Source organism: Methylobacterium sp. E-025 (assembly GCF_022829705.1).
Classification (GTDB): domain Bacteria; phylum Pseudomonadota; class Alphaproteobacteria; order Rhizobiales; family Beijerinckiaceae; genus Methylobacterium.
In genome coordinates, this window is sequence record NZ_JAKSYR010000109.1 from 58,277 (window position 1) to 80,160 (window position 21,884).

Consider the following 21,884-nt stretch of genomic DNA (forward strand, 5'->3'; position numbering starts at 1 on the left):
CGGCGCGCAACCGTGAGGCAGGGCGCGACGCCGCGTTCCGGCTGGGCGGCGGCCGGGCGGTGGATCAGGCGGCGGGTGGGGCGCGTGCGCCGGCGCCGATGCCCGGCGGAGCGCGGGCGGCGGCGGCGAGGACGGGACGCCACGGAACGTCGACGGCCGGGGGAGCGGACCGGGCGACCGCGACGGCCGCCGGAACCGGCACGTCCGCCATCGGCATCGCCTGCGCGGCCGTGCAGCATGCCAGGTGGTCGCCGTGATGGGGCGCGTCGGCCGGGCCCTGCCCGTCCGCGCCGGATTCCTGCAGGCAGAGCGCGTGCGCCGGGTCGAGGGTGCGCACGCCCGTCATCCCGCCGAGGACGGCCTGCAGGGCGAGCGCGTAGAGCGCGGTCACGGCGATGACCGCGCGGCAGACCCGCCAATCTGGCCGCCACATGCGCATGCCCCACGCCTAGGGCGCCGGCCGCCGCCCCGTCAATGCGGCAGAACCGTGCGAGGCCGTTTTCGCCGGGCCTGCCGCTCGGATCGAGGGCCGCCGCTCAGAACCGCCCGGCCAGCGTCAGCCGCACGGCGGTGGGCTCGACCGGGTGGAAGTGCCGGTCGGCGACGCCGTCGGCCGGTTCGCCCGGCAGGCGCGAGATATAGTAGTAGGTGATCTGGTCCGACTTGGCGTTGGTCAGGTTCAGCACGTCGAGTGACAGGCTGAGGCCGTTGTTGAAATGGTAGCCGACGCGGCCGTTGAGCAGCGCCGTCGGCTTCGAGCGCACGGAATTGTCCTCGATCAGCGGGCGCGGGCCGAAGTAGCGCAGCCGCATCGCGCCGAACCAGCCGAGGCCCTCGCCGAAGGTGAACCCGGCCGACGCGATCGTGGTCGGCGCCTCGGGGATGCGGTTGCCGACCGGGTCGACGTCGGAGAAGCGGGCATTGGTGACGGTGAGGTCCCCCTCCAGCCTCAGCCACGGCGTCACCGCGTAGCGGTTGGTCCACTCGATGCCGAAGCGGCGGCTCGGCCGGCTCGGCTCCGTCGTGCCGGTGTCGCCCTGGAACAGGTTCTCCGACGCGAAATCGAGGCGGAACAGGGCCAATGCGGTCTCCAGCCCGGCGATCGAGCGGTTGCGGATGCCGACCTCGTAGCCGGTCGAGGGCACGAGGAAGGGCGAGCGCGCGATGTTGAAGAGGGGGCTCGCCGGGTCGACCGTCGCGGTCACGCCGCGCACGTCGTTCGAGTGGAAGCCGCCGCCGTAGTTCACGTAGAGCTCGGTGTCGAACCACGGCCCCAGCACCAGCCCGAGCTTCGGGTTGACGATGCCGTCCCGTGCCTTGCCGGAATTGGCCGCCGTGTCGGAGACCACGTCGCCGTAGTAGCCGTCGGCCCGGAAGCCGACGCTGGTGCGCAGCCAGTCGGTCCAGCGCACGCGGTTGTCGACGTAGAACGCCCCGCTCGCCTCCAGCACCCGGTCGTCGAGGACGCCCGTGCGGAACTGGCGGTTCGCGGTGTTGAACAGCCCGACGCGGATCGCGTCGGTGCGGGTCTGCACCCCGATCTCGTTCTCCATCGGATGCCCGAACAGGTCGCCCTGGAAGACGTGGCTCACCTCGCCGCCGCCGAGGATGCGCTGGTCGAGCTGGTGGAACTGGTCTCCGTTGACTGGATCGTTGAGGAAGTAGGTGAAGTCGTTGAACAGGTTGAGCTGCGAGCGGATGACGTAGGCCGAGGCCCGCGTGACGCCGGTGTCGTCGGTCATGCTCCAGCGGCCCGAGAGCGAGAACCGGCTGCTGTCGCCGCCATCGGTCGGGTTCAGGGTGCCGAAGCGGCCGATGATCCCCTCCGACACCGCGCGCGACGCGATCTGGTTGGTCGCGGCCCAGCGGCTGGCATAGGCCATGCCGGTGACCGAGAACCCGTCGAGCGCCGTGCCCTGGCTGTAGCGCACCACGCCGTTCACCTTGCGCAGCGCGTCCGGCACGTCCCACGGGCCGTCGTAGACCTGCGCCTCGCCCGCCACGAGCAGGTTGCCCTGGCCGAGGGGGGCCGAGGCGATGGTCAGCGCCCGCGCGTAGCCGAAGCTGCCGAACGAGGTCAGCGCGACGTTCTTGGCGACGGTGTCGAGGTAGTCGATCCGTACCGAGCCGGCCGAGGCGAAGTCGCCGTCGCGGACGAAGTACGGCCCCTTGTGGAACGCCACCGCGCCGACGAGCTCGGGGATCAGGAAGTTGATGTCGGCGTAGCCCTGGCCGTGCGCGTGCGTGCGCATGTTCACCGGCATCCCGTCGACCTCGATCGCGATGTCGGTGCCGTGGTCGAGGTTGAAGCCGCGCAGGAAGAACTGGTTGGCCTTACCCTCCCCCGAATGCTGGGTGACGATTAGGCCGGGCACGGATTCGAGCACCTCGCCCGGCCGCGTGATCGGGCGGCTGTTGATCTCGGCGCCGGAAACGATGCCGGCGCTCGCCGCATCCACCGTCCGAAGCGCCCCGCCGGCGCCGATGGTGCCGCCGACGTAGCCGGCGCTCGCCGCAGCCCCGGCGGCGGGCCTGGGATCGTCGGCCGTCACGGAGATCTCGGCGAGGTTCGCCTCGGCCTCCCCGGCGGCGGGGCGCGCCAGCGCGGCCGGGCCCGAGAGGGCGGCGACGCAGGCGAGAGCGAGCAGGGTTGGCGTTCGGAAGACGAGCGGGGACTGGGACGCGGACACGGGACCTCGGGCGACGCGGACGTGGCACGTCACCGCGAACGAGGCCGATCCACCGCTCCGTCCGTCGGACGGCCGGGGGCTTCGACACCCGCCGGAACACCCCGCCCGACGCGCTTCGCGTGTGACCACGACTGACGGCAGGTCTCCTGGCTCGCGGGTCATCGCCCGCCACCGTCTTCCCGGATGCGGCGCATCCAGTGACGTCCAGTGGTGGAAGGCTCGCCGCTTACAGTTGCGGGGGCAGCCGCGGCTTCGGGCAAGGCCTCGTCGGGCCCTCCCCTCACCGCGTTCCCTTTTGATCCTCGATGAGGAACCGTCGCGTGCAGGTTGCGTCGGGCGGCGCCGGCCCGTCAATCCGGCTTTCGGACGCCGTCGCCGGGTGTGGCCGATCGGTGACGGCGTCAGCGGCTCGCGGCGAAGCGGGCCGGGCCGTCGCCGCGGCCGGTCACCACGACGAGGCGGCGGATCTCCCCGCGCAGGAACGCCTGCAGGAAGCGGTCGTAGTTGCGGAAGGACACGCAGCCGTTCGAGGCGCCGCTCGGCCCGAGCATGTAGGTGTGGGCCAGCAGCCCGTCGCGGCCGTGGATCGCGGCGGCGCCGCCCACCGGGTTGAGGCGGATCGCCCGCACGCCGTGGAACAAAGCCTCGCGCTCGGTGAGGTCGTAGGTGCCCGGCGGGGTCGAGCCGCGCATGCGCAGGTGCACGAAGTCGGGATGGTCCATGCTGGCGCCGAGGCCGGAATGGGCTTCCAGCACCTCGCCGTTCGGCAGCCGGACGGTGCGGGCGGTGATGTCGTAGATCGCCGTGCCGGCGCCCGCGTCGGGGCTGGGGAACAGGCGGCCGCGCGACCGCTCCAGCCCGGGGCTCTCGAGGGCGGCGTAGGCCAAAGCCGGGCCCGGGTCCTTCCGCGCGGCGAAGAGCTCCTCGAAGAACGACGGCGTCTCGGCGGTGGGCGCCGGGACCGCCTCGGGCACCCGGCGCGGGGCGCGGCGCAGGGCGAGGCGCTGCGGCACGGGGGCGGCGATCAGGTCCGCCGGGCGGGCGACCGGCAGCGGCACGATCTGGGCCTGCCGCACGACCTCGGTGTCCCGCAGGACCTGGGTAACCCGCAGGACCTGCGTGTCCCGTAAGACCTGGTTTGCCCGCAGGGCCCGCACCTGCTCCACGACCTGGGCCTGCCGGCCGGTCTCCGCCGGGGGCGCGGCCTCCGTCGAACGCGGCTCGGCGGCCGCGAGCGTCGCGACCGGCGGGGCGAAACGCGGCTCGGGCGGCGTGAGCGCGGCGCCGAGGGGCGCGCCCTGACGGTCCGCGCCGGCCTCCGGGCCCAGCATCGGCCGGGGATCGAACAGGGCCGCGAGGGCGGTCGACCCGGTGCTGCGGGCCTGGAGGCTCGCGACCTGCGGCACCGGCTCGGTCCCGCCGCCCGGCGGCACGCCCTCGAGGGTGACGAGGCAGAGCAGGGCGGCGAGCGTGTTGCGAAGGATCGGGTGGCGGCGTGCCCGCCGGCGGCGGACGGGACGCGTGAGGCCGCAGGAGGAGCGCGGGTGATGAGGCATGCGGACTCGACTCGAAGGCGACCCGGTGCCCGCAGCCGCGCAGCGTCCGGCCCTCGCCCGCGACGGATCGGCGGGCGGCGGGCCGGCCGATGGGGTCGGCCGTGCGGGGATCGAGAGAACTGCGACTGATCCGTATTGGGCGCGCGTTTGGTTAATCCGCCCCTAAGCCGCCGGCCGACGCGTGCGGATCGCGCGCGAAAACCCGCGAGACCCGTGCGCCGGCGCGGCGATGATCGGCAGCGTCTCGCTCGACCCGCTCGACCCGCGCGGCGCGGGGATAAGCGGGGGCATGCGCATGCACGCGAACGTGTTGCCGCTTCGTTCTTGCCGAGCCGGCCCCGAATCGGCGATACCGTCGCGCATGCGGATGCCCGTCCTCGCTGTCCTCCTGTCCCTGAACGCCCTGCCCTGCGCGGCTGCGCAGGCGCCGCGGGCGGCCGACCCGGCGGCGCTGGAGCAGGCGTGGCGCGACTGCGTGCGGGAAGCCTATGCGCACCAGCCGCCGGCCCAGGGGCGCGCCGGCTCGCAGCGCAACGCCCTCGACGAATGCAAGGAGCGCGAGGACGCCGTCGTCGCGGCGCTGATGGCCGCCCGCGACGTCGAGGCCGGACGCGATGCCCGCTCGCTCCCGGCCCGTGCCCGCGCCTGGGCGGCCTCGGTCGCCGCCTACGTCGTCGACCCGGTCTCGTCCTGGATCGCGATGCTGCGCAACTGAGCGCCGGCAATTCCCGCGCCGACGGCGGCCGGGTCGTTCAGAGGATCGGATGCATCTGCCGGGCGCGCCGGCGCGTCACCGCCCGTAGACGTCCTCGACGCGGATGATGTCGTCCTCGCCGGTATAGGAGCCGACCTGGACCTCGATCAGCTCGAGCGGGATCCTGCCGGGGTTGGTCAGGCGGTGCAGCGAGCCGATCGGCAGGTACACCGCCTCGTTCTCGTGCACGAGGACCAGGCGCTCGCCCAGCGTCACCTCCGCCGTGCCCTTCACCACCACCCAGTGCTCGGCGCGGTGGAAATGCTTCTGCAGCGACAGGCGCCCGCCCGGCGTCACCATGATGCGCTTGACCTGGAAGCGCTCGCCGATGTCGACGCGCTGGTACCAGCCCCAGGGCCGGTACATCCGCCGGTGCGCGTCGGCCTCCGGATGGGCCCGGGCCCGCAGCACCCCGACCAGCTCCTTGACCCGGCCCGACTGGGCCTTCGAGGCGACCAGCACCGCGTCGGGGGTGGCCACCACCACCACGTCGTCGAGGCCGACCACCGTGGTCAGCCCATCGCCCTCGCTGTGCACCAGGCTGTTGCGCGTGCCCAGGAGCTCGACCCGGCCGCGCACCGCGTTGCCGGCGGCGTCCTGCGGCAGCACCTGCCAGACCGCGTCCCAGGTGCCGACGTCCGACCACGGGAACGACACCGGCAGCACGCCGGCGCGCGTCGTGCGCTCCATGACGGCATAGTCGATCGAGATCTTGGGCGCCTGCCCGAACGCCGCCGCGTCCAGGCGCACGAAGTCGAGGTCGACGCCGGCCCGCTCCAGCGCCGCGCGGGCGGCGGAGAGCACCGCGGGCGCGTGCGCCTCGAGCTCGGCCAGCATCAGGTCGGCCCGGAACAGGAAGTAGCCCGAGTTCCACAGGGCGCCCTCCGCGATCAGCGCGGCGGCGCCCTCCGCATCCGGCTTCTCGACGAAGCGCGCCACCGCGAAGGCGCCCTCGGCCTCCGGCAGCGCCCCCCCGCGGCGGATGTAGCCGTAATCGGTCGCCGGGCGCGTCGGCTCGATGCCGAGCGTCATGGTGTAGCCGGCCCGCGCGCCGACCGCCGCCGTGCGCACGGCGGCGGCGAAGGCCGGCACGTCGCCGATCACGTGGTCGGCGGCCATGATCAGCACCACCGCCTCCGGGTCTGCCTTGGCCGCGTGCAAGGCCGCCACCGCCACGGCGGCGGCCGAGTCGCGCCCCTCCGGCTCCAGGATGATGTCGGCGGACATCCCAGCCTGGGCCAGCTGCTCGGCGACGATGAAGCGCGACTCGGCCGCCGCGATCACCGCCGGCCGGGCGAAGACCGCCGCGTCGCCCACCCGCCGCGCGGTGGCCTGGAACGTCGACTCCGACGCGTCCACCAGCCGCGCGAACTGCTTGGGCATGCTCTCGCGCGATACCGGCCACAGCCGCGTGCCCGAGCCGCCGCACAGGATCACGGGCAGGATGCGGACGGTGCTCATCGGACGACTCCTGTTCCTGGGACCGGGCCGCACGGCCCGGTCTCGGCGAACCCACGGTAGCGCCCGCGCCGCCGCGAGGCGACTCGATGCCGGTCCGGCCGGCCGCGAATCCGTCGTGATGGCAAACGCCCGGCATCGGGCGCCTCGGCCGGCGGCCTCACTCTAGCCCGAACGTCCGCCCCGGGAACCCGGCCGCATCGAAGTAGCGCTGGTCCCCGACCTGCTGGAAGCGCAGCACCGTGGTCAGGCCCGCCGGCGACGGTTCCGAGCGGAGCGTGCCGGCCTGCGCCTGCGGCACCGGCGCCTCCCGCATCGCCTCCCGCATCGGGCGGCCGATCAGGCGGCCCTTGGCGGGGATCTCGAGCTTGAGCAGGGCGGCGAGCGTCTGCCCGACATCGGCGTTGCTCACCGGCAGCGGGTCGACGAAGCCGGCCTTGAAGCTCGGGCCGATCGCGGCCATGAAGTTGTGGGTGTCGGCCCGGCTGAAGCTGCCGTGCATGCCCTGGCCCTGCTGCAGCGCCGTGTCGGCGACCTCGACGACGCAGGTCTCCGGGTTGGCGCAGCCGGTGCTGTACGAGCGGAAGTTGACGACGATCGCCGGCGTCGGCGTCGCGGCCTCGCCCTTCAGGTTCACCGCCGAAAGCGGCAGCGTGCCGGGGAAGCGCCCGAGCGCGTCGTCGACGAAGAGGCCGCTGACGTAGTCCTGCGCCAGGAGCGCCGCGATCGTGCGCGCGGCGAGCGCCGTGTCGCCCTTCGGCAGGTAGACGAGGTCCGAGCCGCCGTTGACCGCGACGACGAGGTCCGGCGCCTTCGGGTCGGGGCCGAGCAGGGCGTTGCCGAGCTTCGGCCGCTGGCCGGCGAGGACGGGGGCGGCGCTCGCATCGGGCTCGTGCAGCGGCAAGCTGAGGGCGGCCGCGAGGTCGAGCGCGAGGAAGCCCGGCGGCAGCTGCCCCGCGGGCACGCCGGGAAGCGCGGTCTTCGTCGACGGGCTCGTCGCGCTCTCCTTCGAGATGGTCGAGAAGCCGTGGTCGGCGGCGACGACGATGTCGGTGGTGTCGGCCAGCCCGAGCGCGTCCAGCGCCCGGCGCAGCGCCGCGAGGTTGTCGTCGGCGTTGCGGATGCCGGCGAGCGAGGTCGGCCCGTTGATGCCGGGCACGAGCTTGCCGAGGCTGTCGCCGTGGTTGTGCTGCACGGCGTCCGGGTCGCGCGACCAATAGACCAGCACGAACGGTTTTCCGCGGGCCTTGAACAGCGGCAGCACGACCTTCGTGGCGACGTCGACAAAGTAGGCCTGCTGCGCGACGTTGGCGACCAGCGTGCCCGGCGTCGTCGCGTCGCCGGCCTTGCCGTTCTCCCCGCGCGAGGGGGCGGCCAGCGGCAGGCCGCCGGCCGCCAGCAGGCCCCGCATCTCGGCGCTGAAGGGGATGCCGCGCGCCGAGCCGGTGTCGTCGTCGACGATGATCGTCGGGGCGCCGTCGCGGCTGGTGTTGTCGAAGTTGAGGGTCGGCCCGAGCTTGCCGATCGCCGCGGTGCTGATCCCGGCCTTGGCGGCGGCCCGCAGCACCGTCTCCTCGTTGAGCCAGTCGCCGTTGAAGAAGCCGTTCATCTCGCCGAGCACCGCATCGTTCTCGACGAAGGGCGTCACCGTCCCGTTCTGCGCCGCGACCGGCTTGCCGACGTAGATCGTGTTCGAGAAGTCGCCGGTGTCGCCGAGGTGGTGGCCGGTCGCCATCGCCGAGCCGTTGGCGGTGGTGAAGGTCGGGAACAGCGAATGGCTGTTGGCGAGGTTCACGCCCTGGTCGCGCAGCGCCGCCATGGCGGGCGCGGTCTCCGGGGTGACCATCCCGGCGCGCATCCCGTCGGGGACGAACAGGATCACGTTGCGGGGGCGCTCGGCCGCCGCGGCGGCGGTGCCGAGCAGGCCGGCGACGATGACGCCGTTGAGGATCGCACGCATCGCCGTCGTCTCCTGAAGCGCCGGCTGGAACGCGGCTCGGGGCCGCTTCTCCCCACGTCCCCATGACGTCCGTGTGACGACGAACGCGGGCGGGGCGGCGGGCGGGTCGGAATCCCCGGCCCGCCCGCGCGATCGGGGCGCGACGCCTACATCGGCGGTGTCAGCCCGTCCTTGCCGACGGCGACCCGGCGGGCGCTCAACGCGCTGCCGTCGCGGGCCGCGGTGACGAAGGCCTTGGCGCCGGGCTTCAGGACCGCCCGGTCGGCCGGCACGAAGGTCACCACCGGCACCTGGGGCGGCACGACCACCGTCTGCGCGCCGTCCTTGTAGGTCACGGTCAGCGTGCGCTCCCCGCCGCCGGCGGCGCTGGCCGACACGGTGCCGTTGGTCATCGCGCTCTTCACCCGGGAGGCCGGGGCGTCGGCCTTGACCGTGCCATTGGTCATGGCGCTCTTCACCCGGGCGCCGCCGGCGGTGGTGTCGGGGATCGCGTCCCAGCCGTAATGGCCCTCGCCGGTGCCGCGCATGGCTTCGGGGAACAGCACGACTTCGATCGCGGTGCGCGGGCTCTCGCCCTTGGTGGCGGTGCCGATGAAGGTGCCCTCCTTCACGTCGTCGAGGCTGGCCTTGACCACCGAGACGAACTTGGTGTCGTCGCCGAGCGCGATCGTCTCCGACACGCCGTCGATGGTCTTCAGGGTGATCGCGCCGGGCGCGACCGCCTCGATCGTGCCGCGCAGGCGCTCGACGACCGGGGCGGCCTGGGCGCCGCCGATCGACAGGAGGCCGGCGAGGGCGAGAAGCGGGAGGCGTGTCATGAGGGTCCTGTCGTTGGGAAGGCCCGACCATCCGGCACGATCGTCCGAAAGCCTGCGGCTGCGGCCCGACCGCTATCATGCCGGCGCCGGGCCCGGCACCCGCCGGCCGGCGCGGCCATCCGCCTCGCCGGGGCTCGGCCGCGGGGCCTTGCCGCGAAACCTTTCCGGCCGATCTGGTGTTCGAACCGACGGGCCTTTCGCCCGCTCCACCATCGGACAGGCATGCAGATCCACCTCGACGCGGTCGGCGGCATGGCCGGCGACATGTTCGTCGCCGCCCTCCTCGACGCCTTTCCCGAGCACGCCGAGGGCGTGTCGGCGAGCGTCCGCGCGGCGAGCCGGGCGGGCGTCGCCTGCCGCGTGCTGCCGCACAACGACGGCGTGCTCCAGGGCAGCCGCTTCCTGGTCTCCGGGCCCGGCGAGCCCGGTCCCGCGCCGCAGGGCGCCGACCGGCACGCGCACGGCCATCACGCGCACGGCCCCCACCATCACGATCCTGCGCACGGCTCGTCGCACGCCCACGCCCACGCCCACGCCCACGCGGGCGACCACGGTCACGATCACCGCCCGTGGTCCGAGATCCGCGTCGCGCTCGAACGCGCCGATCTCGAAGCGGCGGTGCGCGGGCACGGGCTCGCGATCTTCGGCCACCTCGCCGAGGCGGAGGCGCGCGTGCACGGCATCGCGGTCGAGCAGGTGGCGTTCCACGAGGTCGGCGCCTGGGATTCGATCGCCGACATCGTCGCCGCCGCCCACCTCGTCGCCGCGCTCGGCGCCACGCGATGGAGCGTCGGCGCCCTCCCCCTCGGCTCCGGGATGGTGCGCACGCAGCACGGCCTGCTGCCGGTACCGGCCCCGGCGACCGCGCTGCTGCTCGACGGCTTCCCGACCCGCGACGACGGCGTGCCGGGCGAGCGGGTGACGCCCACCGGCGCCGCGATCCTGCGCCATCTCTGCGGCGGGGCCGGATCGGCGCCGAGCGGCCCGCGCCGTCTCGGGCGCTCCGGCGTCGGCTTCGGCACCAGGCGCCTGCCCGGTCTGAGCAACTGCGTGCGGGTGCTCGCCTTCGATGACGCGGCCCCGATGGCGGCGCTGGAGACGCATCCGGACCATCGCACGATCGCGGTGATCGAGTTCGAGGTCGACGACCAGTCCGGCGAGGACTTGGCCATGGGGCTCGACCGCCTGCGGATGCGGGACGACGTGCTCGACGTCGTGCAGATGCCGGTCTTCGGCAAGAAGGGCCGGATGATGGCGCATGTCCGCCTGCTCGCCCGCGCCGACGCCCTCGATGCCGTGGTCGCCGCGTGCTTCTCCGAGACCGCGACGATCGGCCTGCGCCACGCGCTCGTCGCCGGCCGCGCCCTGCCCCGCCGGGCCACGACCGTCGCGGTCGAAGGCCGGGACGTGCGGGTCAAGCTCGCGGAGCGGCCGGGCGGGCGCACCGCCAAGGCCGAGGCCGACGACGCCCGGTCGCTTGGCGGCCACGCCGCCCGGGCCGCCCTGCGCCGCGAGGCCGAGCGGATCGCCCTCGAGAGCCCGGAGCCGACGTCGTGAGCGCCCTTTCCACCCGGCTCGAGGCCGTCCTGCGCGAGATCGGGTCCGTCGCCGTGGCGGTGAGCGGCGGCGTCGACAGCCTGACGCTGGCGGCGCTCGCCCATCGCGTGCTCGGCGCCGACGCCGCGCTGATGGTGCATGCCGCCTCCCCCGCCGTGCCGGCGGAAGCCACCGCCCGCGTCCGCGCCGAGGCGGCGCGCGCCGGCTGGAGCCTGCGGGTGATCGAGGCCGGCGAGTTCTCCGATCCGGCCTATCGCGCCAACCCGGTGAACCGCTGCTTCTTCTGCAAGACCAATCTCTACGGCGCGATCCGCGGCGTCACCGACCGGCCGATGGCCTCGGGCGCCAACCTCGACGACCTCGGCGAGTACCGGCCCGGCCTCGACGCCGCGGCCGGCTACGGCGTCCGCCACCCCTACGTCGAGGCCGGCCTCGACAAGGCGGCGGTGCGGCGGCTGAGCCGCGATCTCGGCCTCGGCGCGGTGGCCGAGCTGCCCTCCGCCCCCTGCCTGTCGAGCCGGGTCGAGACCGGCATCCGCATCGAGCCGGAGGTGCTGGCCTTCATCCACGCGGTCGAGCGCCGCGTCGGGGCCGCGCTGGCGACCCAGGCGGAGCCGGGCCGCGCCGTGCGTTGCCGCGTGCGCGCCGCGGGGATCGTCGTCGAGCTCGATCCGGCGAGCCTCGCGGCGCTCGATGCCGGCGGCCGGGACGCGCTCGAAGGCTGGATCGCCGCGCAGGCACCGGGACGCCTCGCCGCGAACGCGATCCGCTTCGAGCCCTACCGCACCGGCAGCGCCTTTCTCGTCGGCGGCGGGGCCCGGGCATGAGCGTTTCCGACGAGTTCACCCTGGATTTCGCCCGCGCCGACCGGATCGGCCTCGAGGAGGCGGTGTTCTGCGCCGGCAAGTCCGCCGCGCAGATCGACGCGATCCTCGCTGCCGCGGCCGAGCGGGAGGCGCGCTTCCTCCTGACCCGCCTCGACGCGGACAAGCACGCCGCCCTGCAGGCGGCCCACCGCGCGGCGCTGGATTACTGCCCGGTCTCGCGCACCGCCGTCTTCGGTGCTGCCCGTCCGGTCGAGGGGCCGGCCCGCATCGCCGTGGTCGCGGCCGGCACCTCCGACGTGCCGGTCGCCCGCGAGGCGCTGCGGACGCTGGCCTACCAGGGTTGCGCGGCGACCCTCGTCGCCGATGTCGGCGTCGCCGGCCTGTGGCGGCTGACGCGCCGCCTCGACGAGATCCGCGCGCACCCGGTGGTGATCTGCGTCGCCGGCATGGACGCGGCGCTGCCCAGCGTGCTCGGCGGCCTCGTCGCCGGCGCGGTGATCGGCGTGCCGACCTCGGTCGGCTACGGCGTCGCCGAGGGCGGCCGCACGGCGCTCGACGCGATGCTCGCGAGCTGCGCCCCCGGCCTCGCGGTCGTCAACATCGACAACGGCTACGGCGCGGCCTGCGCCGCCCTGCGCCTGCTCCACACCGCCGAACGCCTCCGGGCGGCCGGCTGAACCGATCCGTCGCCCGAACTCAGGAGAATCCCATGGAACGCCGCAGCTTCCTTCAGAGCGCCGTCGTCGGCGCGGGCCTCGCCGCAGCCGGCGGCAGCAGCGCCACCGCGGCCGTCGACCCGACGGCCCTGCCCGGCAACCGGCCGTCCGATCCCGCGAGCCTCCCCCTCGTCACCGATCCGGGTGAGCGCCGCGGCGAGATGCTCTATCGCGCCTTCGGACGCCATTCCGACAAGATCTCGGCCATCGGCATGGGCGGGTTCCACCTCGGCAAGAGCGCGGTGACGGACGACGAGGCGACGCGGCTGATCCACCAGGGGATCGAGCGCGGCATCACCTTCATGGACAATTGCTGGGACTACAACGAGGGCCGCTCCGAGCTGCGCATGGGCGCGGCGCTGCAGGAGGGCAGCCGGCGCGACAAGGTGTTCCTGATGTCCAAGATGGACGGGCGCACCAAGGAGGAGGCGATGAAGCAGATCGATGCCTCGCTGCACCGCCTGCGCACCGACCGGATCGACCTCGTCCAGCACCACGAGATCCTGCGCTACGACGACCCGGACCGGGTCTTCGCCGAGGGCGGCGCGATGGAGGCCTTCGTCGAGGCGAAGAAGGCGGGCAAGCTGCGCTACATCGGCTTCACCGGGCACAAGGACCCGCGCATCCATCTGCAGATGCTGGAGGTCGCCCACGAGCGCGGGTTCCAGTTCGATTCGGTGCAGATGCCGCTCAACGTCATGGACGCGCATTTCCGCTCGTTCGGCCACCTCGTCCTGCCCTACCTCGTGCAGAACGGCATCGCCGCGCTCGGCATGAAGACCTTCGGCGACGGCGTCATCCTGAAGAGCGACGCGCCGATCAAGCCGATCGAGTACCTGCATTTCGGCCTCAACCTGCCGGTCTCGGTGCTGATCACCGGCATCCAGAGCCAGCGCGACCTCGACCAGGCGTTCGAGGCGGTGAAGACCTTCCGGCCGATGGACAAGGCGGCGGTCGCCGAGCTGCTCGGGCGCAGCCGCCCCTACGCGCTCGAAGGCAAGTACGAGCTGTTCAAGACCAGCGCGACCTTCGACGGCACCGCCAAGAACGCGGCCTGGCTCGGGGAGGACGTCCCGGGGGTGAAGACCCTCGCCCCGACGATGGAGTGATTTTTGCCAGGGTGTCGGTGACCCCTGGCGCCCGCCGCCTATCCATCCAATGATCGACCCGACCAGACCGTCAGGACACCCCATGAAGCGTCTCGCCGCCCTCGCTCTTCCCGCCCTCGTCCTGCTGCCGCAGGCCGCGCTCGCCCATCCCGGCCACGGCGAGGCCGCGGGCCTCGTCCACGGCTTCCTGCACCCGGTGAGCGGAGCCGACCACGTCCTCGCCATGGTCGCGGTCGGGCTGCTGGCGGCCCTGCGCGGCGGCCGGGCCCTGTGGGCGCTGCCCGCGGCCTTCCTGGCGCTGATGGCGGCGGGCGCCGGGCTCGGCATGGCGGGCGTCGAGGTCTCCGGCCTCGGCCTGCCGGTGGCCGAGACCGGGATCGCCCTGTCGGTGGTCGCCTTCGGCCTCGCGGCCGCGTTCGGCCTCCGGCTTCCGGTCGCCGCGCTCGGCGCCCTCGTCGGCGGCTTTGCCGCGTTCCACGGCTATGCCCACGGCGCGGAGATGCCCGAGACCGCCTCCGGCCTCGTCTACGGCCTCGGGTTCCTCGCCGGCACCGCCCTGCTCCACGCCGCCGGCCTCGGCCTCGGCCTGGCGATCGCGGCCGGCACCCGCCGTACGGTCATGGCTCCCATGCTCGGCGGCGCGGTGGTCGCCTCCGGCGTCGTGCTGCTCGCAGGGCATTTCTAAGTCGAGACCTCCGGCGGGGCAGGCACCCGCCGGAGTTCGAGCTTCCGAGATCTATGATTCATCTTTCAAGCCGGCTGATTTTCACCAACCTGGACTTTATAGTTCCCAGTTTGGAACGATTATGATTTGAGCATGTGACGAACAAGCCTCTTCCAATTTCGGCGCGGCCGGGTATGCGATGCATCCCATGCGCGCGCTCCGTCTCACCCTCCCCCTGCTCGCCGGCCTGGCCGGCCTCACCGCCTCCGCGGTCGCTAAGGAGATCCCCGTCGGGCCCCACGTGACCCAGAACGGTCTCGAGGTCGCGGCGGTGTACCTGCAGCCGATCGAGATGGACCCGCCCGACATGATGCGCGCGGCGGCGCAGTCCGACCTGCACCTCGAGGCCGACATCCGCGCCGCCAAGGACAACCGCAACGGCTTCGCCGAGGGCGACTTCGTGCCGTCGCTGACCGTGACCTTCGAGGTGGTGAAGCTCGACGGCGACAAGCCCACCGACCAGAAGGTCTCGGGGCCGCTGATGGGCATGGTCGCCAACGACGGCCCGCATTACGGCGACAACGTCAAGCTGTTCGGGCCGGGCCGCTACCGCCTCAAGCTCACCGTGGCGCCCCCCGGCCCGCACGCCCATTTCGGCCGCCACGTCGACAAGGAGACCGGGGTGGCCGAGTGGTTCAAGCCGTTCGACATCACCCAGGACTTCACCTTCGCCGGCATCGGCAAGAAGGGCGCGTACTGAGGATGCGGGCCGCGACCGGTCTTCCCGCCCGCTGGGCGCTGCTCGCCCTCGCACCGCTTCTCCTGGCGCCGCTTCTCCTGGCGCCTCGGGCCGCGCGCGCCGACGACATGCCCGTGATCAAGGTCGAGATGAAGGACGGCGTGATCCTGCCCGCGATCATCGAGGTTCCGGCCAAGACCCGCTTCAAGCTGGAGATCTCGAACACCGGAACCTCGCCGGTGGAGTTCGAGAGCCTCGAGCTGAAGCGCGAGAAGGCGCTCGCCGCCGGCTCGACCTCGTCGATCATCTTCCGCACCCTCGATCCTGGCAGCTACGACGTCTTCGACGACTTCCATCCGGAGGCGAAGGCGACGCTGGTGGCCAAGGACTCGGTGGCGAAGTAGCCGGTGGCCGGCGCGACCCTCAGCCCCGGCCGGGAGGCCTGGATCGACGGACGCCTCGCCGACTTCGGCGACTGGCTCCGCCGGCACGGCGGCGTGCTGCGCACCATCCAGTGGGCGGTGGTCGGCATCTACGTCGTGCTCGTGGCCGTGCCCGCCTTCCTGCCGCTGCCCGACCGCGGCGCCCATCTCTGGTCGAACCTGACGCTGGCGGCGCAATTCGCGTTCTGGGGCATCTGGTGGCCGTTCGTGCTGCTCAGCATGGTGATCGCCGGGCGCGCCTGGTGCGGGGTGCTGTGCCCCGAAGGCACGCTCACCGAGTTCGCCAGCCGGTGGAGCCTCGGCCGCGCCGTGCCGCGCTGGATCACCTGGGGCGGGTGGCCGTTCCTGGCGTTCGCCGGCACCACGGTCTACGGCCAGATGGTCAGCGTCTACGGCTACCCGAAGCCGGTGCTCGCCGTGCTCGGCGGCTCGACCGTGGCGGCGATCCTCGTCGGCGCCGTGTACGGGCGCAACAAGCGGGTGTGGTGCCGCTACCTCTGCCCGGTCAACGGCGTGTTCGCGGTGCTCTCCAAGCTCGCGCCGGTGAGCTTCCAGGTCGACGGCGCCGCCTGGAGCGCCTCGCCGAAGCCGAAGCCGGGGCAAGGCTTCAACTGCGCCCCCCTCGTGACGGTGAAGACCATGCGCGGCTCGGGCGCCTGCCACATGTGCGGGCGCTGCAGCGGCTATCGCGGCGCCGTGCGGCTGGCCCGCCGCTCGCCGAACCACGAGATCGTGCACGTGGCCGGCGACGAGCCCTCCCTCGACCAGACCGTGCTGATCCTGTTCGGCATGATGGGCCTCGCCGTCGGCGCGTTCCAGTGGTCGTCGAGCCCCTGGTACATCGACGGCAAGCAATGGCTCGCCACCTGGCTGATCGAGCGCGGCGTCACCTGGCCGCTGGAGACCTCGGCGCCGTGGTTCGTGCTGACGAACTACCCCGAGCACAACGACGTGCTCACCCTCCTCGACGGCGCGATGCTGCTCGCCTACATCGCCGCCGCCTGCCTCGGCATCGGGCTCGCGCTGACCGGCCTGGTCGCGCTCGCGACCCGCGCGGGCGGGCCGTGGTCTACCGCCCGCTTCCACCACCTGACGCAGGCGCTGATCCCGATCGCCGGCTGCGGCGTCTTCCTCGGCCTCTCAGCGCTCACGGTCACCTTCCTGCGCGGCGAGGGCTTCGTCCTGCCCTACGTCGACGAGGTCCGCGCCGGCCTCCTCGGCGGGGCCAGCCTGTGGAGCCTCTGGCTGGCCTGGCGGATCGCCGGCCTGTCGGCCGGCGGCCCGCGCCGGGTCGCCACCACCCTGTGCATCGGTGCCGCCGCGGGCCTCGCGGTGGCGAACTGGGCGCTTCTGTTCTGGATCTGGTAGCGCGCGAGCGCCCCATCAACGCGAAAGCCGGGATATCCGCATGATCGGAGCCTTCGTCATCGCCTTCCGCGAGGTCATCGAGGCGGGCCTCATCATCTCGATCGTGCTGGCGGCCACCCGCGGCATTCCCGGGCGCGGCCGCTGGGTCGCGCTCGGAATCGTCGGGGGCCTGGCCGGCGCCGCCCTCGTCGCGCTGTTCGCCGAGAAGATCTCGGACGCGTTCGAGGGCGCGGGGCAGGACCTGCTCAACGCCGCCGTGCTCATCGTCGCCGTGCTGATGCTGGTTTGGCACAACACCTGGATGGCGGCCCACGGGCGCGAGCTCGCGGGCGAGCTGCGGGCGGCGGGCGAGGCCGTCCGCTCCGGGCAGCGCACCGCGGCGGCGCTGGCGCTGGTCGTCGGCGCGGCGATCCTGCGCGAGGGCGCGGAGCTGGTGCTGTTCCTCTACGGCCTCGTCGCCTCGGGGGCGTCGGGGGCCGACCTGCAGGCCGGGGCGCTCGCCGGCGTCGGCGCAGGCGCCCTGCTCTCGGGCATCAGCTATTTCGGCCTCGCCGCGATCCCGAGCCGCTACGTGTTCTCGGTGACGAGCGCGCTGATCATCTTCCTCGCCGCCGGCCTCGCGGCGCAGGCGGCGCAGTTCCTGTCGAACGCCGGCATCGTCACCGGGCTCGACCAGATCCTGTGGAACTCGTCCGGCCTGATCCCGGAGAACGGCTGGCCGGGCCGCGTGCTGCACGCGCTCGTCGGCTACACCGACCGCCCGACCGCGCTCCAGGGCATCGTCTACGTCGGCACGATCCTGGTGATGGTCGGGCTGATGCAGGTGACCGCCTCGAGCAAGCGCCGGGCCCTGCGCACCGCCTGAGCGCCTCGGCCGGCACGCAACCGCGGCAACGAAAAGCCCGCCGCGATCGGATCGCGGCGGGCTTTTCTCGTCGCGTCCGCTCCCCGTACGGGGAGGCGCGGACTACTCGGCGGCGGCCGGCGCGGCCTTCGCCTTGCCCTTGTTCTTGTCGGTGCGCTCGGCGATGCGGGCGGACTTACCGCGGCGATCGCGCAGGTAGTACAGCTTGGCCCGGCGTACCTTGCCGCGGCGCACCACCTTGATCGAATCGATCAGCGGGCCGTGGACCGGGAACAGGCGCTCGACGCCCTCGCCGTAGGAGATCTTGCGGACGGTGAAGCTCTCGTTGAGGCCGCCGCCGGAGCGCGCGATCACCACGCCCTCGTAGGCCTGGACGCGGGTGCGCTCGCCTTCCTTGACCTTGACGTTCACGATCACCGTGTCGCCGGGCTGGAAGTCGGGGATGGTCTTGTTCAGTCGAGCGACTTCTTCCTGCTCGAGCTGCTGGATGATGTTCATGAATAGCTCCGGCCGTCGCGCCGCGCTGCCCCGGATGGGCTTGCGGGCGTCAGGATTTCGGCATCCTGTTTTGAGTTGGCGCCGCGATACACCAAGCCCACGCGCTTGTCGATTGCCGGCCGCGCCCGTCGATTGCCGGCGGCGATTGCCCATTGCCGGCGGGGCCCGTCGATTGCCCGCGCCGGTTGAGAAAATTCGGTCCGCGGTCCACATGGAGGATGGCGCGAGACGCGCCGTTCCCGGCCGGCCTTGAACCGGCGCAGCGGACGAGGATCCTGTCAGACATGTTCATCCAGACCGAAGCGACCCCGAACCCCGCCACCTTGAAGTTCCTGCCCGGCCGGGTGGTGCTGCAGGAGGGCACCTTCGAGGCCAAGGACGCGGACGGCGCCGCCCGCTCGCCCCTGGCGCAGCGCCTGTTCGACGTGCCCGGCGTCGCCGGCGTGTATTTCGGCCACGACTTCATCTCGGTGACCAAGGCCGACGGCGTCGACGAGTGGCCGCAGGTCAAGCCGGCCCTTCTGGGCGCGATCATGGAGCACTTCCAGTCCGGCGCGCCGGTGATGGCGGAAGGCTCCGCGCAGGCCGACGACGACGCCGAGGAATTCTACGACGCCGCCGACCACGACACCGTGGTGACGATCAAGGACCTGCTCGAGACCCGCGTGCGCCCGGCCGTGGCGGGCGACGGCGGCGACATCACCTTCCGCGGCTACAAGGAAGGCATCGTCTACCTGGAGATGAAGGGCGCCTGCTCCGGCTGCCCGTCCTCGACCGCGACGCTCCGGCACGGCGTGCAGAACCTGTTCAAGCACTTCCTGCCCGAGATCCGGGAAGTCCAGGCGGTCTGAGACCGGCGCTTCGAAATCGCGGCGCTTCGGGTGCGCGCCCAGCCGGCACCCGAAGCGCCTTTGCAACACCTTCTCCCGAACCGCGCGCCGACGGCCGCCCCGCACTGACGGGCGCGGCCGTTTTGGCTTAGGCTCGCGGCTTCCTTCAGAGGGCGGACGGGAGCGAAGCCCCGGCGAACGGGAGTGGGCGTGCATATCCTGGCCATCGACACGGCACTCGAGCTCTGCTCGGCCTGCGTCGCGACCGAGGCGGCCGACGGGTCCGTCGATCTGCTCGCGCAGGAATCCATGACGCTCGCCCGCGGCCACGCCGAGGCGCTGCTGCCGCTGGTCGAGCGGGTGATGGCCCGGTTCGAGGCCGGGTTCGAGGGCCTGTCCCGCGTCGCCGTCACCGTCGGCCCCGGCAGCTACACCGGCCTGCGCGTCGGCCTGTCGGCGGCCCGCGCCGTCGGCCTCGCCGCCGGCATTCCCGTGGTCGGGGTCACCACCCTCTCGGCGCTGCTGGCGCCGCAGCTGGCGCTGAACGGCGACGGCCTGATCGCCGCCGCGATCGATGCCCGCCACGGTGCGGTCTACCTCCAGGCGATGAGCGCGGGCGACGGCATCGTCGTGCCGCCGACGCACCTGCGCCTCGAGGAGGCCGCCGACCGGCTCGGGGCCGGCCCCATCACCCTCGTCGGCTCCGGTGCCGCCCTCCTGGCGGCCGTGCTCCGGGCCCGCGGGATCGCGGTCGACGTCGCGGGCGCCGGCGGGCCCGACATCGCCTGGGTCGCCTCGCTCGGCCTGGTCGCCGACCCGGCCCAGGCCCTGCCCCGGCCGATGTACCTGCGCGGGGCCGACGCCCAGCCGCAGGACCACGCGCGGATCGCCCGCCGATGACACGCAAGCCTCATCGCTCGGACCGTTCCAGCGGCCTTCGGCCGCCGGCAAGCGCGAAGGCGCGCCGCCGATGCGGCGGATCGCCCGCGATGCGGCGGCATCGAGGGCCACAGGCATGAGCCGCCCGGTCTCGCCCTTCTGGCCGCTGGAATGGTGGCTCGCCTGGTGGGAGGCCTGGGGCCCCGAGCCCTACGTCGCGCCCTTGCGCGAGGCCGACCAGGCGCGCACGCTCGCCCGGCTCCACGCCACCGCCTTCGCGCGGCCCTGGGACGCGCACGAGTTCGAGCGGATGCTGTGCGAGCGCGCGACGCAGGGGCACGCCCTGTGGCGGGCCGGCGCGATGCAGGGCTTCATCCTGTCCCGCAAGGTCGCCGACGAGGCCGAGATCCTCACCGTCGTGCTGGCGCCCTCCGCCCGCGGCGGCGGCCTGAGCCATCGGCTGCTGCGCGAGCATCTCGGGCACCTGGCGCTGATCGGCGTCGCGCAGGTCCACCTGGAGGTCGACGAGGGCAATGCGCCCGCGCTCAAGCTCTACGCCCGGCACGGGTTCACCCGGGTGGGCACGCGGACCGGCTACTACGCGCAGGCCGACGGCAGCCGCGCGACCGCGCTCACCATGCGCGCCGACCTGACGTGAGCGCCCGGTGACGCGCGTCGGGGTGGCCCTGCGCCTGGTCGTCTGCGCGCTGGCCTTCGCGCTGCTCGCCGGTCCGCACTGGCTGGCCCTGCGCTTCGGCGAGCGCCGCGGATGGGGCCTCGCGCCGGCGCTGTTCCACCGGGTGTTCCTGGCCCTGTTCTCGGTGCGCGTGACGCAGAGCGGCACCCCGCCCCGCCCCGGCGAGGCCGCGCTGGTGCTCGCCAACCACGTCTCCTGGCTCGACATCATCGCCGTCGGCTCGCTGCGGCCGCTCTCCTTCGTGGCGAAGTCCGAGATCGCCGGCTGGCCGGTGATCGGCACGCTCGCCGCCCTCCAGCGCACGGTGTTCATCGACCGGGCGCGGCGCGGCGCGACCGCGACCGTCAACGCCGCGATCGGCGACCGGCTGGCGCGGGGCGAGCTCGTGGTGCTGTTCGCCGAGGGCACCACCGGCGACGGCACCCGCCTGCTGCCGTTCCGCTCCTCGCTCGTCGGCGCGGCGCGGGCCGCGATCCAGGCGCGAGGGGCCGACGGCGGCCTCGACCGCATCCGCCTGCAGCCCCTGGCGATCACCTATCCGCGCCGCAACGGCCTGCCCGTGGGCCGGGCCGAGCGCCCCGAGATCGCGTGGTACGGCGACATGGACCTCGCCCCCCATCTCGCCCTGTTCTTCGAGCGCGGGCCGATCGACGTCCACGTGGTCTGGGGCCAGCCGATCGCCTTCGAGGCCGGCACCGACCGCAAGGCCGTCACGGCCCAGGCCGAGGCCGCCGTCCGCGCCGCGATGAAGGGCCCGGGGGCGATGCAGGGCCACGCGGGGGTGCCGGGCCACACGCCCGCCCGGCCGCTGCCGGGCCTCACGGACGGCACGGCGGCGGCCTGAATCCCGTCAGGCCGGTTCGGGCGCGTGCGGCACGGTCGCCGTCAGCCGCAGGTTCATCGCCCTCAGCACGCGCACCGTCGTATCGAGGCTCGGATTGCCCTCCTCGGAGAGGGCCTTGTACAGGCTCTCGCGCGACAGGCCGGAGGTGCGGGCGATCCGCGTCATGCCGCGGGCGCGGGCGGCGACGCCGAGCGCGTGGCGGAAGAGCGCCGTGTCTCCTTCCTCGAAGGCCGCGGTGAGGTATTCCGCCAGCGCCTCGTCGGTCTCGAGATAGTCTGCCGAATCGTAGGGCTGCGTCTCGGTCATCCGCCGTCTCCGTCCTTCAGATCTGCGGCCAGCGCCCTGGCCCGCACGATATCCCGTTGCTGGCTGCCCTTGTCTCCGCCGCAGAGCAGAACGATCAGGGCTTCGCCGCGACGGATGAAGTACAGTCGGTAGCCAGGTCCGTAATCGATGCGCATCTCGCTCACCCCGGAGCCGACCGGCTTCGCGTCGCCGGCATTGCCCAGAGCGAGACGGTCGATCCGGATCGCGATCCGCGCCTGGGCACGCGGATCCCGCAAGGCGCCGAGCCAAGCATCGAAATCAGCCGTGCGTCGGGCCGGAATCCTA

The 21,884-nt window shown here is 73.2% G+C and carries 23 protein-coding genes and 1 riboswitch; of the genes, 14 read left to right on the forward strand and 9 right to left on the reverse strand.

The genetic code is table 11. The annotated features are described in order from the left end of the window. Window positions 1-64 precede the first annotated feature (64 nt). The 3 genes from MKK64_RS15005 to MKK64_RS15015 form a co-directional block, all read right to left on the reverse strand. The gene (locus MKK64_RS15005; protein ID WP_147862925.1) at window positions 65-433 is read right to left on the reverse strand and encodes a hypothetical protein; all 369 of its coding nucleotides are present in this window, start codon (window positions 431-433) and stop codon (window positions 65-67) included. A 103-nt stretch (window positions 434-536) separates the two neighbouring features. After that, a complete protein-coding gene (locus tag MKK64_RS15010; RefSeq protein ID WP_409567956.1) occupies window positions 537-2,690 on the reverse strand; it encodes a TonB-dependent receptor in 2,154 nt (717 codons plus the stop codon). A 118-nt stretch (window positions 2,691-2,808) separates the two neighbouring features. Further along, window positions 2,809-3,023, reverse strand: a riboswitch (cobalamin riboswitch). Between the two features lie 68 nt (window positions 3,024-3,091). Then, on the reverse strand, window positions 3,092-4,246 hold the full coding sequence (locus MKK64_RS15015; RefSeq protein ID WP_243935703.1) for a DUF2778 domain-containing protein: 1,155 nt from the start codon (window positions 4,244-4,246) through the stop codon (window positions 3,092-3,094). 361 nt (window positions 4,247-4,607) lie between these two features. Here MKK64_RS15015 and MKK64_RS15020 point away from each other — a divergent pair, with 361 nt between their 5' ends. Then, window positions 4,608-4,961, forward strand: coding sequence for a hypothetical protein (locus MKK64_RS15020; RefSeq protein ID WP_147729975.1), 354 nt, complete (start codon window positions 4,608-4,610; stop codon window positions 4,959-4,961). 75 nt (window positions 4,962-5,036) lie between these two features. Here the strand turns inward: MKK64_RS15020 and MKK64_RS15025 are convergent, their stop codons facing one another. From MKK64_RS15025 to MKK64_RS15035, 3 genes are all read right to left on the reverse strand, one after another. Continuing rightward, on the reverse strand, window positions 5,037-6,461 hold the full coding sequence (locus tag MKK64_RS15025; RefSeq protein ID WP_243935704.1) for a mannose-1-phosphate guanylyltransferase/mannose-6-phosphate isomerase: 1,425 nt from the start codon (window positions 6,459-6,461) through the stop codon (window positions 5,037-5,039). 157 nt (window positions 6,462-6,618) lie between these two features. Beyond that, window positions 6,619-8,418, reverse strand: coding sequence for an alkaline phosphatase family protein (locus MKK64_RS15030; RefSeq protein WP_243935705.1), 1,800 nt, complete (start codon window positions 8,416-8,418; stop codon window positions 6,619-6,621). 146 nt (window positions 8,419-8,564) lie between these two features. Continuing rightward, complete coding sequence (locus MKK64_RS15035; RefSeq protein ID WP_243935707.1) at window positions 8,565-9,236, reverse strand: metal ABC transporter permease; 672 nt, start codon at window positions 9,234-9,236, stop codon at window positions 8,565-8,567. A 222-nt stretch (window positions 9,237-9,458) separates the two neighbouring features. On the opposite strand from MKK64_RS15035, the gene MKK64_RS15040 reads away from it, so the two are divergent. The 9 genes from MKK64_RS15040 to MKK64_RS15080 all read left to right on the forward strand — a co-directional run bounded on the left by MKK64_RS15040 (window position 9,459) and on the right by MKK64_RS15080 (window position 17,524). After that, window positions 9,459-10,793 (forward strand): LarC family nickel insertion protein, encoded by a 1,335-nt coding sequence (locus MKK64_RS15040; protein WP_243935708.1) that lies wholly within the window; start codon window positions 9,459-9,461, stop codon window positions 10,791-10,793. Continuing rightward, window positions 10,790-11,620: an adenine nucleotide alpha hydrolase gene (locus tag MKK64_RS15045; RefSeq protein WP_243935709.1), complete on the forward strand. Its 831-nt coding sequence runs from the start codon at window positions 10,790-10,792 to the stop codon at window positions 11,618-11,620. The genes MKK64_RS15040 and MKK64_RS15045 overlap by 4 nt, the downstream gene beginning before the upstream one ends. Next, window positions 11,617-12,297, forward strand: coding sequence for a nickel pincer cofactor biosynthesis protein LarB (gene larB / locus MKK64_RS15050; RefSeq protein WP_243935711.1), 681 nt, complete (start codon window positions 11,617-11,619; stop codon window positions 12,295-12,297). The genes MKK64_RS15045 and larB overlap by 4 nt, the downstream gene beginning before the upstream one ends. 32 nt (window positions 12,298-12,329) lie before the next feature. Further along, the gene (locus MKK64_RS15055; RefSeq protein WP_243935713.1) at window positions 12,330-13,445 is read left to right on the forward strand and encodes an aldo/keto reductase; all 1,116 of its coding nucleotides are present in this window, start codon (window positions 12,330-12,332) and stop codon (window positions 13,443-13,445) included. Between the two features lie 82 nt (window positions 13,446-13,527). After that, window positions 13,528-14,130: a HupE/UreJ family protein gene (locus tag MKK64_RS15060; RefSeq protein ID WP_147859046.1), complete on the forward strand. Its 603-nt coding sequence runs from the start codon at window positions 13,528-13,530 to the stop codon at window positions 14,128-14,130. A 178-nt stretch (window positions 14,131-14,308) separates the two neighbouring features. Beyond that, complete coding sequence (locus MKK64_RS15065; protein ID WP_405042906.1) at window positions 14,309-14,869, forward strand: iron transporter; 561 nt, start codon at window positions 14,309-14,311, stop codon at window positions 14,867-14,869. Between the two features lie 2 nt (window positions 14,870-14,871). Further along, complete coding sequence (locus MKK64_RS15070; protein WP_243935714.1) at window positions 14,872-15,252, forward strand: cupredoxin domain-containing protein; 381 nt, start codon at window positions 14,872-14,874, stop codon at window positions 15,250-15,252. A gap of 3 nt (window positions 15,253-15,255) precedes the next feature. Further along, entirely contained in the window at window positions 15,256-16,659 is a 1,404-nt protein-coding gene (locus tag MKK64_RS15075) for a 4Fe-4S binding protein (RefSeq protein WP_243935715.1), read from the forward strand. Between the two features lie 40 nt (window positions 16,660-16,699). Further along, window positions 16,700-17,524 carry an FTR1 family protein gene (locus tag MKK64_RS15080; RefSeq protein WP_147859047.1) on the forward strand — a complete coding sequence of 275 codons (825 nt, stop codon included), beginning with the start codon at window positions 16,700-16,702 and terminating at the stop codon, window positions 17,522-17,524. A 102-nt stretch (window positions 17,525-17,626) separates the two neighbouring features. On the opposite strand, the gene rplS is transcribed toward MKK64_RS15080, so the two are convergent. Then, window positions 17,627-18,022, reverse strand: coding sequence for a 50S ribosomal protein L19 (rplS, locus tag MKK64_RS15085; protein ID WP_147729513.1), 396 nt, complete (start codon window positions 18,020-18,022; stop codon window positions 17,627-17,629). A gap of 284 nt (window positions 18,023-18,306) precedes the next feature. Between rplS and MKK64_RS15090 the strand changes: the two genes are divergently transcribed. The 4 genes from MKK64_RS15090 to MKK64_RS15105 all read left to right on the forward strand — a co-directional run bounded on the left by MKK64_RS15090 (window position 18,307) and on the right by MKK64_RS15105 (window position 21,272). Then, window positions 18,307-18,873 (forward strand): NifU family protein, encoded by a 567-nt coding sequence (locus MKK64_RS15090; RefSeq protein WP_243935716.1) that lies wholly within the window; start codon window positions 18,307-18,309, stop codon window positions 18,871-18,873. 189 nt (window positions 18,874-19,062) lie between these two features. Beyond that, window positions 19,063-19,752 (forward strand): tRNA (adenosine(37)-N6)-threonylcarbamoyltransferase complex dimerization subunit type 1 TsaB, encoded by a 690-nt coding sequence (tsaB, locus tag MKK64_RS15095; RefSeq protein ID WP_243935717.1) that lies wholly within the window; start codon window positions 19,063-19,065, stop codon window positions 19,750-19,752. A 115-nt stretch (window positions 19,753-19,867) separates the two neighbouring features. Then, window positions 19,868-20,389: a GNAT family N-acetyltransferase gene (locus MKK64_RS15100; RefSeq protein WP_147844003.1), complete on the forward strand. Its 522-nt coding sequence runs from the start codon at window positions 19,868-19,870 to the stop codon at window positions 20,387-20,389. Window positions 20,390-20,396: 7 nt separating this feature from the next. Beyond that, window positions 20,397-21,272 carry a lysophospholipid acyltransferase family protein gene (locus MKK64_RS15105; RefSeq protein ID WP_243935718.1) on the forward strand — a complete coding sequence of 292 codons (876 nt, stop codon included), beginning with the start codon at window positions 20,397-20,399 and terminating at the stop codon, window positions 21,270-21,272. A gap of 6 nt (window positions 21,273-21,278) precedes the next feature. On the opposite strand, the gene MKK64_RS15110 is transcribed toward MKK64_RS15105, so the two are convergent. Next, window positions 21,279-21,578 (reverse strand): addiction module antidote protein, encoded by a 300-nt coding sequence (locus MKK64_RS15110; protein WP_147844005.1) that lies wholly within the window; start codon window positions 21,576-21,578, stop codon window positions 21,279-21,281. Beyond that, entirely contained in the window at window positions 21,575-21,835 is a 261-nt protein-coding gene (locus MKK64_RS15115) for a type II toxin-antitoxin system RelE/ParE family toxin (protein ID WP_409567957.1), read from the reverse strand. Before MKK64_RS15115 ends, MKK64_RS15110 begins: the two co-directional genes overlap by 4 nt. Window positions 21,836-21,884: the final 49 nt, after the last annotated feature.